Below are 12933 nucleotides of genomic sequence, written 5' to 3' on the forward strand. Positions count from 1 at the left end.
GATGGCAGCCATGGATCTCAAGGATGCGGGTGTGGTCGTCACGGGGGCCGGGTCGGGGATCGGCGCGGCGCTCGCCCGCCGGTTCGCCGCCGAGGGCGCCCGGCTCGTGGTCAACGATCTGGACGGCGCGGCGGCCGCCCGGGTCGCCGCCGAGGTCGGCGGGCTCGCCGTGCCGGGCGACGCCGGCGCCGAGGAGAGCGTGGCCGCCCTGGTGGCGGCAGCACGCGCCCACCTCGGCGACATCGACCTGTTCTGCGCGAACGCGGGCATCGAGCCCGGCGGCGGGGAGAACGCCCCGGAAGACGTGTGGGACCAGGTCTGGCAGGTGAACGTCATGGGGCACGTGCGGGTGGCGCGCCATCTGGTCGGGCCGTGGCTGGAACGGGGACGCGGTCACTTCCTGGCCACCGTCTCCGCCGCGGGCCTGCTCACCCACCTCGAATCGGCCCCGTACTCGGTGTCCAAGCACGGCGCGCTGGCCTTCGCCGAGTGGCTCTCGGCCACGTACGGCGAGAAGGGCCTGACGGTCCAGGTCGTGTGCCCGCTGGGTGTACGCACCGAGATGTACGAGAAGACCGACGGTGCCGCCAAGGCGGTGCTCGGCGGCTCGGTCCTCGAACCTGAGCAAGTCGCCGACAAGGTCATGGAGGGACTCGCGGACGGGCGGTTCCTCATCCTTCCGCACCCGGAAGTACAGGACCACTACGCGTTCCGGGCGACCGACACGGATCGGTGGCTCCGCGGGATGCGACGCCTCCGGCGGCGCATCGACGAGGCCGCGACCGGCTGAGCCGGACCTCGTCGCCTACCGGGGTCGGCTTCGTCGGCCACCGGCGGTGGGAGGAATCCGTTCGGTCCTCAATTCGTGGCTTCCGTCGGGCAGTCGCGCCTCGTAAGAGATCCGGTAGCCGCTGCCGGGGAGTGTGAGGACGTCGAGGTAGCCGACGTCCACGACCGGCGAGTTCTCAAGCGGGACGATCCACCGGACTGGCGGCGCCGGCCGGCGCCGCCAGTCCGGTCCGCTCGAACCAGTTCTCCTGCGCCGTGGCCCGCCCGTGATAGCTGGCGCGGCCGTCGGCCGGGACGCTGGTCAGCCGTGGCGCCACGCGCATCCCACTCACGGGGACGACCGGTCAGCGCTGTGCCGTGCCACCGCCACCGCAATCCGTCGTCGCTGGTGGCGTACGCCGTCGTCATGCGGTCCTCTTCGCCCGGCTCGTCGAGGGGGTGGCAGCAGATCCATGCGTGCCGGTGCCGGCCGTCGTACCGGATCACCGGTTCCTTGACCGCCGTGTCCCTCTCGCCCTCCACCAGTGCTTGGTGCCTGGTGCCTGAGTGGGTACGCGCCAGGGCCGGGCGCTCGGCCATGGTGGCGCCCAAGCGGGCGCAGCGTCGCAGACCGTATCAGGGGCTGCGAAAACCGATGTCCTCGGACGTGACGTGACGGCGCCGGGGGACCGTCCGGACCGATCCGGAGCCGTCCGGCTCCGGCCGGATTTCGAGGCCGCCCGATCCCGACGAGGCCCGCAGCCACTACTTGCTCGCTCTGGAGCTGTTCGGCGAACTCGGCAGCCACGCCGGCCAGCGCACCCGCCAACACCTCGCACGGATGTCCGCGGCCCAGGGCAGCTACCAGCAAGCACTCGACCACGCCCACCAAAGTCTCGATCACTACCGGGCCGCCGACGACCGGGCTGGACAGTCGGCCGCCCTCAACCACATCGGCTGGCTTCGCGCCCAACTCGGCGACCATCACCACGCCCTCGCGCACTGTCGGCAGGCCCTCCTCCTGGCCCAGGAGGCCACCGAACCGGGGTGCGCCGCAGTGAAGCCACCGGCCTCGCCTGCCTCGGCGACACCCACCACGCGGTAGACATCACTTGCCCGACCTCAACCTGACCCAAAAGGCAGGACAGTGCCTGGGTTCGGCGTACAGGGTCGATGTCTCCCCGGGTGCGGGCTTGCTGCTGGGCCGTTCATTGCAGCGGTCATTGGGCGACGCCGGCGATGACCGCGGTCACGACCTTGTGGACGGCTCCAGCCTCCGGCGGAGTGCCTTTCCGGTCGGCGAACAGCATGTGCACGGCCCCGATCAGCGTGGGAGCGAGCGTGTCGATGTCGAACTCGGCCGCGATACGGCCCAGTTCGCGCTCGATGGTGAGGTAGGAGGCGATCATGGCCGCCGCTTCCGTCAGGACCGGGACGCCGGTCGGCATGGCCTGGCGCAGCCTGGCGCGCAGGTCATCCCTGGAGGTCACGAGGCCGACGATCGCCACAGCGACCGACCCGAACAGAGCCATCAGTGCGCCGGTGAGGTTGCCGGCGACGGTGCCGGTCCCGGCGGAGTCGCGCAGGGCGGCAGCCTGGTGGTCGATCCGGCCGATGCGGTCGAGCACGAGCTCGGCGAGGAAGGCGTCGAAGTCGGCGAAGTGCCGGTGCAGGACGCCCTTGGCGCAGCCTGCCTCCGTGGTGACCGCCCGGCTGGTCAACGCGTTCGGTCCGTCCCGGAGCAGGACGCGCTCGGCGGCGTCGAACAGCTGCTCGCGCGCGTCGCGGATGGCTACCCCTGTCGGCACTGTGCATCCTTCCCTCGCTCGACGGGCCCGCCCGGTTGACGAGTGGGCATGTGCCCACTAATAGTGGGCACATGCCCACTTTACCCTCGGCGCAAGCCGATTCTTCGGAGAACGAGCCACATCAACACCGGCAGGCGGCGGAGTCATTCGGCTCGGACGCCGAACGCTACGACCGGGCCAGGCCCCGCTATCCCGCCGCCATGGTGGACCGGATCGTCGCCGGTAGCCCCGGGTCCGATGTCCTCGGCGTCGGCTGCGGAACCGGCATAGACGCCCGGCAGTTCCAGGCGGCCGGCTGCAGGGTGCTCGGGGTCGAGCCCGACGCGCGGATGGCCGACCTGGCGCGGCGCAGCGGGGTCGAGGTTGACGTAGCGACGTTTGAAGCCTGGGACCCGGCCGGCCGGGCATGCGATGCGGTCGTCGCTGGTCAGTCCTGGCACTGGATAGACCCGGTTGCGGGAGCGGCCAAGGCCGCGCAGGTGCTGCGACCCGGCGGCCGGCTGGCAGCCTTCTGGAACGTGTTCCAGCTTCCGCCCGACGTTGCGGAAGCCTTCACCGCGGTCCACCAGCGGGTGATGCCCGACTCGCCGTCCAACCTCCAGGCGATGAAGAAGCAAGCCCTGGACGGGTACCAGGTGCTGTTCACCAGGGCCGCCGACGGGATCCGCGAGGCGGGCGGGTTCAGCGAACCGGAGCAGTGGCGATTCGACTGGGAGTGGTCCTACACCCGGGACGCGTGGCTGGACCAGATGCCCACCCTTGGCAACCTCACCCAGCTTCCGTCGGACAAGCTGGCGGAGGTACTGGCGGGCGTCGGGGCCGCTGTCGACGCGATGGGGGGCAGCTTCACGATGCGTTACACCACGGTGGCGGTCACCGCGGCGCGAACCGGCGCCGCCTGACCCGCGGGGTGGATGCGGAACCCGAGACCTACGAATGACGAGAGCGCAGGCCCCCGATCACGCCGCCCTGCGTGCCCTCTGCCTCGCCGCCCGGATGATGTCCGCGTACCGGTATCCGCTCCCCTTGATCGTGCGCCGCTGCGTCGGGTAGTCCACATGCACCAGACCGAACCGCTTGTCGTAGCCGTAAGCCCACTCGAAGTTGTCCATCAGCGACCACGCGAAGTACCCGGCGACCGGCGCGCCCCGGCGTGCCGCGCGGCCGCAGGCCGCCAGATGTTCCTCCAGGTACCGCACCCGCTCCGGGTCGTCGATCGTCCCGTCGGCCCGTACGACGTCGGGATAGGCCGAGCCGTTCTCCGTGACCAGGATGCGCTGCGCGCCGTACTCCTCGGTCAGCCGCAGCAGCAGTTGTTCCAGGCCGTCCGCATGGACCTCCCAGCCCATGGCGGTGTGACGGGCGCCCGGCAGATAGATCTGCTTGGCGTACGGCACGGACCCGGTCGGGTCGGCGGTGACGATCTGGCGGAAGTAGTAGTTCAGCCCCAGCCAGTCGAGCGGTGCCGCGATGGTCTCCAAGTCGCCCGCGCGTTCGGGCAGTTCGACGCCGTACAGATCGAGCATGTCCTGCGGATAGCCGCGGTCGTGGACCGGGTCCAGCCACCAGCGGTTGGTGTGGCCGTCGGCGCGTACCGCGGCCGCGTGGTCCTCCTCGCGTTCGGTGGCCGGCTCGATCGGGCTGAGGTTGTTGACGATGCCGACGCGGGCGTCGGCCGAGGACGCGCGGATCGCCTGGACGGCCAGTCCGTGACCGAGGTGCAGATGGTACGAGGCGTGTACCGCGGCCCGCAGATCGGTGAGCCCCGGCGCCATCCGGCCCTCCAGATGGCCGATCCACGCCGAGCACAGCGGCTCGTTGAGGGTAGCCCAGTCCTTGACCCGGTCGCCGAGGCGCTCGGTGACGGCCGAGGTGTACGCGGCGAAGTGCTCGGCCGTGTCCCGGGAGGGCCAGCCGCCCCGGTCCTGCAGGATCTGCGGCAGGTCCCAGTGGTAGAGCGTGGCGAACGGCGCGATGCCCGCATCCAGCAGGCCGTCCACCAGCCGGTCGTAGAAGTCGAGTCCCGCCCTGTTCACCGGCCCGTCGCCGCCGGGCACGACGCGCGGCCAGGCGATCGAGAACCGGTAGGCCCCGACGCCCAGTTGCTTCATCAGCAAGATGTCCTCGGGCCAGCGGTGGTAGTGGTCGCACGCCACATCGCCGGTGTCGCCGCCCGCGACGGCGCCGGGGGTGTGGGAGTAGGTGTCCCAGATCGACGGGGTGCGGCCGTCCTCGGCCACGGCTCCCTCGATCTGGTACGCGGCGGTGGCGACGCCCCAAGTGAAGTCGGCCGGGAGGGCGTTGAGGTCGTTCACGGACTGCCTTTCTGCAGGGGAGCGGGGGTGACCGGGCGGTTCACTTGACGGCGCCCGCGGTGAGGCCGGCGACGAGATAGCGCTGGAGCAGCAGGAACCCGGCGACGACGGGCACGCTGACGACGAGCGAGGCGGCCATGACCTGGTTCCAGTAGGTGTCGTTCTGGGTGGCGTAGCCCTGGAGCCCGACGGAGAGGGTGCGGGTGGTGTCGTTCGTCATGACGGAGGCGAACAGCACTTCTCCCCAGGCGGTCATGAACGCGTAGACGGCCACGGCGACGATGCCCGGCACGGCTGCCGGTACCACGACCCGTACGAGCGCGCCGAGCGCTCCGCAGCCGTCGACCATCGCCGCCTCGTCGAGTTCCCGTGGGATCGAGTCGAAGTAGCCGATCAGCATCCAGATGGAGAACGGGAGCGAGAACGTCAGATAGGTGAGAATCAGTCCGCCGCGCGAGCCGTACAGGGCGATGCCGGTGCTGTTGCCGATATTGACGAAGATCAGGAACAGCGGGAGCAGAAAGAGGATCCCGGGGAACATCTGCGTCGAGAGCACGGTGATCGTGAAGACCCGTTTCCCGCGGAACCGGTAGCGGCTCACCGCGTAGGCGGCGAACACCGCGATCACCACCGACAGCACGGTCGCCGCCCCCGCCACGATCAGCGAGTTGAGGAAGTAGCGGGCGAGCGGCACGGTGTGCCAGATGTCGATGTACGGCCGGACGGTCAGCCCGGACGGAAACCACCGGAACTTCCCCGAGACGTCCTGCAGCGGCTTGAGCGAGCTGCTGAGCATCACATAGACGGGCAGCAGCGCGAACGCCGTCAGAAACGTCAGGACGATGCGGCGTGTCCAGACGAAGGACCGCGGCGGTGCGCTCGGCGAGCGGGCGGGCCTAGGCATCGGCGCTCCTCCTTCCCCGCGAGGTGAGCAGCAGATGGACGGCGGTGACGGACAGCAGGAAGAGCAGCAGCAGTACGGACATCGCGGAGCCCGATCCGAAGTTCCAGGTGACGAACGACGACTGGTAGATATGGATCGAGATCAGGTCGGCGGCCTCCGGCGCGGCCCTGCCGAACAGCACATACGGCGTGTTGAAGTCGTTGAACGTCCACAGGAACAGCACGAGCACCAGCACCTGGTTGACCGGGCGCAGCGACGGCAGGGTGATCTTGCGGATCTGCTGCCAGATGCCCGCGCCGTCGATCGCCGCGGCCTCGTACAGCTCGCGCGGGATGTTCTGGAGCCCCGCCGTCACGATCAGGAAGGCGAACGGCCAGGACTTCCACACCGCCACCACGACCAGCGCGATGAAGCTGTTGTCGCCGATCAGCCAGAAGGAGCGCTGGTCGGTGAGGCCGAGCTGGTCGTGCAGAACATGGTTGATCATGCCGTTGTCGCGCTGGAACATGAACGCCCAGGTGATGACGGCCGCGTACACGGGCAGTGCGTACGGAGTGAGGAAGACGGCCCGCAGGAAGCCCCGGCCGCGGAAGCTGTCCTGCATCGTGATCGCCGCGGCGACGCCGAACAGCCAGGACAGGCCGACGGCCAGAGCGGTGAAGGCACAGGTGACGAGGAAGGAATGGAGCAGTGCCTGGCCGATCGGGGCGTCGAAGTCGACGGCGACCTTGTAGTTGTCGAGCGCGGCCCAGGGGGCCTCGCTCCAGTTGCGGATGTAGAACTGGGTGAGCCGGCGGAAGCTCATCACGATGCCCATGACCATCGGGATCAGATGGACGAGCAGTTCGAGCACGACGGCGGGCAGCAGCAGGAGATAGGGCAGGCCGCCGCGGCGGATCCGGGCCGGGAGGCGCGGCAGTCTGCTGCGGACAACCCCCTTGCCCACGCTCTCGCCGCTGTCCGCCCGGTCCGTGCGGCCTTCCGTCATGGTGGCTGTCATGGGGCGGGCCTCACTGCTGCATCTGCTGCTGGGCCTTGGCCAGACGCGCCTTGACGGACTCGGTCGTCACCGGCAATCCGGCGGCGGCCTCGGCCCACAGCTCCTTGACGGCGGTGCCGACGGCCGTCTCGAACTGCGACTCCGTGGGCACCTGGGGCAGCGGCGCCGCGCTGGTGGCGAGCGTGTCGCGCAGCACCTTCAACTCGGGTGCCGCGAACGCCGGATCCTGCTGCGCGGCCTTGACCGGCGGGATCGATCCGTATGTCTTGTTGAGGAGCTTCTGCTCCGCGTCGCTCGTCATGAACTTCACGAACCTCTTGGCGCCGTCGATGTTCTTGGTGTTCTTGAAGACGGCCATATTGATGCCGGCGACCATGGAGTTGGTGTTCTTGCCGTTGCCGGGAGCGCCCGCCGGGACCGGTACCGGAGCGACGCCCCAGTCCGCGGGCTTCATGCCCTGGGCGGCGAAGGTCGATGCGGCGGCCTGCCACAGCACCATGGCCGTCTTGCCGCGGGCGAAGTCCTGGAGCGACTGGTTCTGGGCGTACTCCGCGTTGCCCGGCGCGACGATCTTGTCCTTGGCCATGAAGTCGACGTACTGCTTCACCGCGGCGACCGCGCCGTCGGAGGTGAAGGTGGGCTTGCCGGAGGAGTCGAAGAAGTCGGCGCCGTGCTGCTTTGCGAGTACGAAGACCTGATGGATGTTGTTCGCCAGGTTGCCGCCCTCGGCGCCCAGCGCCCACTTCCCGTTTCTGGAGAGCTTCTTGCCGTCCGTGACGAGCTGGTCCCAGGTGGCGGGCGGCTGTGAGATGCCCGCCTCGGCGAACATCTTCTTGTTGTAGTAGAGCGCGTACGCGAGCGAGTACAGCGGCACGGCGGCGGGGTCCTTGCCCTCGGACCCGGCCGATGCGACCGCGGAGGAGACGAAGCGGTTCCGGCCGCCGATCGCGTCGAAGTTCTTCTGGTCCCAGGGCAGTAGTGCTCCACTCGCCTGGAGGGAGGCCGACCAGGTGTTGCCCATGTTGAGGACGTCGGGGCCCTGCCCGGAGGCGGTGGCGGCCAGGATCCGGTTGAGCAGATCGGACCAGGGGATCACCTCGAGTTTGACCTTGATGCCCGTCTGCTCCTCGAACTTCTTCAGCTCGGGGGTGAGGATCTTCTTGTCGGCCTCGATGCTGGGGCCCTGGTTGGAGGCCCAGTAGGTGAGCGTCTTGGGCGATTCATTGCTGCCGCCCCCGTCGGTGGCGGTGCCTCCTCCACATCCGGTGGTGGCGGCGAGCGCGGTGACGACGGCGACGGCTGCTGCGGCTCTGGCAGTGCGCATGAGAGGTGGCCCCTTTCCGGGGGTGGCTGCGTTCGGTTCCCGAACGGCCTCCATGACTTATTTCAGACCGTGATTTAAGAGGTGAGAGAAGGTCGCGTCAAGGTCCCCGACCGGGGTATGTTGCGTCGAGGGAAGGAGCACCATGGCGGAGCGCAACAGACGGACAGTGCGTGACCTGCGGCGAGGCAACCGTGCTCGGGTACTGCAACGGTTGTATTTCGAAGGCCCGTTGAGCCGTCAGGAGCTCGGCCCGGCCACCGGGCTGAGTTCAGGTTCCATCAGCAATGTCGTCTCCGAACTGGTCGCCGAAGGAGTGCTCGAGGAGGCCGGGGTGGTCGACTCGGACGGCGGCCGGCCGCGCACCCTGCTGCGCGTCGCGCCCGGCAGCGGCCTGCTGATCGGCATCGACATCGGTGAGACACGCGTACGCGTCGAGCTCTTTGATCTGTCGCTCACCGAACTCGCCCGCACCGAACGGCTGCTGGCCCAGCACGGCTACGACGTCGAGCGCGTCGTCTCCCATGTACGCACCGGCGTCGCCGACGTGCTGCGGGAGGCGGCTGCCGACCCGGCGCGACTGCTGGGCGTCGGGATCGGAGTCCCCGGCATCATCGAGCAGGGGTCCGACGACGGCACCGTCGGCGCGATCGTGCACGGCCAGACGATCGGCTGGAGCGCCGTGCCCTTCGAGAAGCTGCTCCGCGAATCCGTCGAACTTCCGCCGGACGTACCGCTGTTCATCGACAATGGCGCGAAGACCCTGGGCCAGGCCGAGATGTGGTTCGGCGGCGGCCGCGGCGCCCGCGAGGCCGCCGTCGCCCTGATCGGCTCCGGCGTCGGCGCCTGCGTCGTACACGCCGCCACCCCCGACGAGAACGCCCGCAGCAGCGCGCTGGAGTGGGGACACACGACGGTACGGATCCGGGGGCGGCGCTGCCGCTGCGGCGCCCTCGGCTGTCTGGAGGCGTACGCGGGCGCGGAAGGCCTGCGCGAGCGATGGCAGGAGGCAGGAGGACCGCTCCCCGCCGACGCGGACGACGAGACCGCGCTGGCCGCCCTGCTGGCCGCGGCCTTCCCCGGTCCGGACGGCCCCGAACCCGACCCGGTTGCGCTCTCCCTTCTCGACGACACCGCCGAGTATCTGGGCGCGGCCGTCGCCGATCTGATCAACCTCTTCCGTCCCGAACGCATCCTCATCGGAGGCTGGGCCGGACTGCTCATCGGGCCCCGTCTGCTCCCCGAAGTGCGCCGCTACGCAGGGGAGTACGCACTGCGGTACGCCGCCGACCGCACCGCCATCGAGCTGGGACGGCTCGGCCCGGACGCGGTCACCGTCGGCGCCGCCACGCTCCCGCTCGCCGACTTCCTGGCTCGCGGCGGCAGCCGCCCTGCGACCCTGCGCCGTTCCTGAACCCTTGTCATCGCCCGTGTCAAGCCCCTAAGTTGACCGCTTGCGACGTGAACTGCATGCGTGACCAACATGTCAGTGGGGGAGTCTCACCATGGGCGCAACCGGTCGGCACCGCCGATACCAGCCGAGCCGCATCAACCGGGCTTCTCTGACGTTCACCGCGGGCGGCGCGGGCATGGCCCTGCCGCTCATCGGTGCGGGCACGACGCATGCGGCCTCCGTGGACGTCTGGGAGAAGGTGGCGGCCTGCGAGTCCACCAACAACTGGAAGATCAACACCGGCAACGGCTACTACGGCGGGCTCCAGTTCACCCAGTCCACCTGGGAGGCGTACGGCGGCAGGCAGTACGCCCCCCGTGCCGATCTGGCCAGCAAGGACCAGCAGATCGCCGTCGCCGAGAGGGTGCTCAAGGGGCAGGGGCCGAGGGCCTGGCCACTCTGCTCTGCCCGCGCGGGGCTCACCCGGGGCGGGGACGCGCCCGAGATCGCGCCCGTCCGGCGATTAGCACCGGAGAGCAAGCCGAAGCCCGTCGCACCCCGCAAGGCGACGCCGACCACCGTGCCGACGCACCGCGAGGGCTACACCGTGGCCCGCGGCGACTCACTCTCCAAGATCGCGGAATCAGAGCAGGTCAGGGGTGGCTGGCAGCAGCTGTACGCGCAGAACCGCGCGGTCGTCGGCAGTGACCCCGACCTGATCCACCCTGGCCAGAAGCTGATCCTGCGCATCGAGGCTCCGGCCGGGCAGCAGCCGGGGACCAGGCCGCGGCCCGCGGCCCAGCCGAAGCCGCACCAGGCTCCCAAGCATCAGCCTCCGAAGCAGCAGGCCCCGAAGCATCAGCCTCCCAAGCACCAGGCTCCGAAGCACCAAGCTCCCAAGAAGCAGGCGCCCAAGAAGCCCGCCAAGCAGGTGCACGCCACCACGCCCACGCACCGGACCGGACTCAGCGCCCCCGTCGAGGCGAGCACCGGCACCCCGTACGGCAAGTCCGGCTCCTCCTGGGCCAGCGGCTACCACACCGGCGTCGACTTCCCGGTCCCCACCGGCACTTCCGTGAAGGCCGTCGCCGCCGGCCGGGTCGTCTCGGCCGGCTGGGGCGGTGCGTACGGCTATCAGGTCGTCATCCGCCACGCGGACGGGAAATACAGCCAGTACGCGCATCTCTCGGCGCTCACCGTGCGCTCCGGGCAGCAGGTCAGCAGCGGTCAGCGGATCGCCCGCTCAGGATCGACCGGAAACAGCTCGGGACCGCATCTCCATTTCGAGGTGCGCACCGGCCCCGGATACGGGACCGACATCGACCCCGTCGCCTACCTCAGGTCGGGTGGCGTCTCGCTCTGACACACGCTCCTGCGGGTCGGCACGGTGCCCGTCCGACTGCGCGCGTTCCGCGCGGCGTTCCCGGGGTTCCCCAGGGAGCACCGGCTGCTGAGAGGGATGCAGCGGCGAGCGTGAGGAGCGCATGTGCGCCTCCGCCTCGGCATGCAGCTGTTGTGCCTGTGCCTCTGCCTCCGCGCGCGCCGCGGCCAGCCGCTCCGTCGTCAGCAGGATCAGCCCGCCCGCCGCCAGGGCGCCGAAGCCCAGCGCGAGCACGGTGCCGGTCAGCCCGTAGCGGAAGGTTTCACCGAACATCGTGATGCCGACCGCGGCCGCCACCACCGGGTTGACGACCGTGACGGTGGCCAGCGGCGCCGCCAGGCCCGCGCCGCGGTACGAGGCCTGGGAGAGCAGCAGACCGCCGCAGGCGAGCACCGCGATCACCAGCAGGCTCGGCCACTGGTTCCCCGGCGCGGACCACGACCAGTCCACCGCGACGGTCTTGGTGAACACCGAAGCGATGCCGAAGGCCACTCCCGCCGCCGCGGCCAGCAGCACGCTGCGGATGATCGGCCGGTGCACGGTCTGGGCGACCAGGAAGAGCAGCGCCACACCGCCCAAGGTCGCGCCTGCCAGCATCGCGCGCTGCCCGCCGTCCAGCGAGTGGGAAGCGGCCGTGCCGGTGAGCGCGAGCAGCCCCGCGAGTCCCACCGTCGCCATGAGAGCGCCGCGCCAGGCGGCGGCGCCCGCCCGGCGCCGTACGAACAGCGCGGCCATCGGCAGGGCGAAGACGATCGTCAGCGCGCCGAGCGGCTGGACCAGGCTCAGCGGCCCGTACGCGAGCGCCAGCACATGGAGCACCGCGCCGAGGCCGTTGAGCGCGACGGCGACCCACCACGCGGCGTGATGCAGCGGGGCATAGGGGCGGGCCGAGGTGGAGGCAGCGACATGCTCTTGCATGATTGCCCCGGCCGCATATGCGACCGCGGAGACAAGTGACAGCACCACGGCCGGCGCGAGGGAACTCATAGAGTCCACGATCTCCCTCTTCTGCGTCTACGTCGTCGTCCTTGAGCAGGCACTTGGACGTACTGCCGACGTAGTACGAGCGTAGGTCAAAAGTCCCCCTCACGACGGGTGAGCAGGTCGTGGGCGGGGGAGAGGACACGACTGATCGATACGGTGACCTGGTGCGGACACGGGCGACGGCAGGGGACGGGAGCGCGGGCGTGGATCTGGACGAGGTGGCGTCGGTGGGTGGTTTCTTCGCCCTGCGGACCGGGGCGCCGGACGGTGAGCATATTCCGCTGGCACATCTGTACGCGGGCGACACGGCCTCGCTCACCGCCCGTGTCGACACGGTCGCCGCCCGGCTGCGCACCCCGGAACGACGGGTCGCCGCATCCATCGCGCATCTGGGGTTCACCGCCCGGCTCTGGTCGGTCGCGCTCGGCAGTGCCGCGCTCTTCGGGCAGCTGCCCGACCTCGACCCCGCGCGGCTGCACTGGGATCCGTCGCGAAGCTCGCCCGACGATCTGTGCCTGGACGGCTCCCGCCCGCTGCCCGCCACCGCAGCCGCCATTCGCGAGAGCGTGCAGTACGGCCATCTCGTGCCGCTTGCGGATGCGCTGATGAGCGACACCCGGATCTCGCCGCGGCTGCTGTGGGGCAACGCGGGCTCCGCACTCGCCGGAGCAGTGCGCGAGCTGCGCGCCTGGGCCCGGCGCGCCGGCCGGCCGGAGGTGGCCGGGCGGGCCACGGCACTCGCCGCCGAGCTCTTCGCACACCCCGATCTGTCCGGCACCGTGCAGGGCCCGGCGATGCGGCGGCGCAGCTGCTGCCTCTATTACCGCTGCCCGGGCGGCGGGCTCTGTGGCGACTGCGTCTTCGACCGTCCGCCGCAGCGGTCCGCCCGCACGGCCGAGTGATCCTGACCGCGGTCTTCCCCGCAGGCCCCATCTGAGTGACCATCATGAGGTGCTGTGTCGTCCCGGGACACTGCGCCGGACAGCGGCTTCGCCGTGGCCGGACCCCCGGCCGGCACCAGGCCGTCGGCGCTGAACCGACCGTTTCGGCGAGGGGAGT

The 12933-nt window shown here is 70.2% G+C and carries 13 protein-coding genes; 6 read left to right on the forward strand and 7 right to left on the reverse strand.

The window, feature by feature from the left end:
* Position 1 precedes the first annotated feature (1 nt).
* Positions 2–790, forward strand: coding sequence for an SDR family NAD(P)-dependent oxidoreductase (locus ACQEVG_RS33675; RefSeq protein WP_432990905.1), 789 nt, complete (start codon positions 2–4; stop codon positions 788–790).
* A gap of 175 nt (positions 791–965) precedes the next feature.
* Here ACQEVG_RS33675 and ACQEVG_RS33680 read toward each other — a convergent pair whose 3' ends face one another.
* Positions 966–1112, reverse strand: a complete 147-nt coding sequence (locus tag ACQEVG_RS33680; protein ID WP_432990908.1) for a hypothetical protein — start codon at positions 1110–1112, stop codon at positions 966–968.
* 425 nt (positions 1113–1537) lie between these two features.
* On the opposite strand from ACQEVG_RS33680, the gene ACQEVG_RS33685 reads away from it, so the two are divergent.
* Positions 1538–1873 (forward strand): tetratricopeptide repeat protein, encoded by a 336-nt coding sequence (locus ACQEVG_RS33685; protein WP_432990911.1) that lies wholly within the window; start codon positions 1538–1540, stop codon positions 1871–1873.
* A 115-nt stretch (positions 1874–1988) separates the two neighbouring features.
* Here ACQEVG_RS33685 and ACQEVG_RS33690 read toward each other — a convergent pair whose 3' ends face one another.
* The gene (locus ACQEVG_RS33690) at positions 1989–2576 is read right to left on the reverse strand and encodes a TetR/AcrR family transcriptional regulator (protein ID WP_432990913.1); all 588 of its coding nucleotides are present in this window, start codon (positions 2574–2576) and stop codon (positions 1989–1991) included.
* Between the two features lie 71 nt (positions 2577–2647).
* Here ACQEVG_RS33690 and ACQEVG_RS33695 point away from each other — a divergent pair, with 71 nt between their 5' ends.
* The gene (locus ACQEVG_RS33695) at positions 2648–3478 is read left to right on the forward strand and encodes a class I SAM-dependent methyltransferase (RefSeq protein ID WP_432990916.1); all 831 of its coding nucleotides are present in this window, start codon (positions 2648–2650) and stop codon (positions 3476–3478) included.
* Between the two features lie 57 nt (positions 3479–3535).
* Here ACQEVG_RS33695 and ACQEVG_RS33700 read toward each other — a convergent pair whose 3' ends face one another.
* The 4 genes from ACQEVG_RS33700 to ACQEVG_RS33715 are packed head-to-tail and all read right to left on the reverse strand — an operon-like array spanning position 3536 to position 8119.
* Positions 3536–4891 carry a GH1 family beta-glucosidase gene (locus ACQEVG_RS33700; RefSeq protein WP_432990918.1) on the reverse strand — a complete coding sequence of 452 codons (1356 nt, stop codon included), beginning with the start codon at positions 4889–4891 and terminating at the stop codon, positions 3536–3538.
* A gap of 40 nt (positions 4892–4931) precedes the next feature.
* Entirely contained in the window at positions 4932–5795 is an 864-nt protein-coding gene (locus ACQEVG_RS33705; RefSeq protein WP_432990921.1) for a carbohydrate ABC transporter permease, read from the reverse strand.
* Positions 5788–6795, reverse strand: coding sequence for a carbohydrate ABC transporter permease (locus ACQEVG_RS33710; protein ID WP_432990924.1), 1008 nt, complete (start codon positions 6793–6795; stop codon positions 5788–5790). The genes ACQEVG_RS33705 and ACQEVG_RS33710 overlap by 8 nt, the downstream gene beginning before the upstream one ends.
* Positions 6796–6805: 10 nt before the next feature.
* Positions 6806–8119, reverse strand: coding sequence for an extracellular solute-binding protein (locus ACQEVG_RS33715; protein ID WP_432990926.1), 1314 nt, complete (start codon positions 8117–8119; stop codon positions 6806–6808).
* Between the two features lie 142 nt (positions 8120–8261).
* On the opposite strand from ACQEVG_RS33715, the gene ACQEVG_RS33720 reads away from it, so the two are divergent.
* Both ACQEVG_RS33720 and ACQEVG_RS33725 read left to right on the forward strand, forming a co-directional pair.
* Positions 8262–9530 carry an ROK family transcriptional regulator gene (locus ACQEVG_RS33720; RefSeq protein WP_432990929.1) on the forward strand — a complete coding sequence of 423 codons (1269 nt, stop codon included), beginning with the start codon at positions 8262–8264 and terminating at the stop codon, positions 9528–9530.
* Between the two features lie 91 nt (positions 9531–9621).
* A complete protein-coding gene (locus tag ACQEVG_RS33725; RefSeq protein ID WP_432990932.1) occupies positions 9622–10872 on the forward strand; it encodes a transglycosylase family protein in 1251 nt (416 codons plus the stop codon).
* On the opposite strand, the gene ACQEVG_RS33730 is transcribed toward ACQEVG_RS33725, so the two are convergent.
* Complete coding sequence (locus tag ACQEVG_RS33730; RefSeq protein ID WP_432990935.1) at positions 10753–11877, reverse strand: DMT family transporter; 1125 nt, start codon at positions 11875–11877, stop codon at positions 10753–10755. The two genes, ACQEVG_RS33725 and ACQEVG_RS33730, sit on opposite strands and share 120 nt — an antisense overlap.
* A 200-nt stretch (positions 11878–12077) precedes the next feature.
* Between ACQEVG_RS33730 and ACQEVG_RS33735 the strand changes: the two genes are divergently transcribed.
* Entirely contained in the window at positions 12078–12776 is a 699-nt protein-coding gene (locus ACQEVG_RS33735; RefSeq protein ID WP_432993090.1) for a (2Fe-2S)-binding protein, read from the forward strand.
* Positions 12777–12933: the final 157 nt, after the last annotated feature.

Source organism: Streptomyces sp. CA-135486 (assembly GCF_050936555.1).
In the GTDB taxonomy this organism is placed as follows: domain Bacteria; phylum Actinomycetota; class Actinomycetes; order Streptomycetales; family Streptomycetaceae; genus Streptomyces.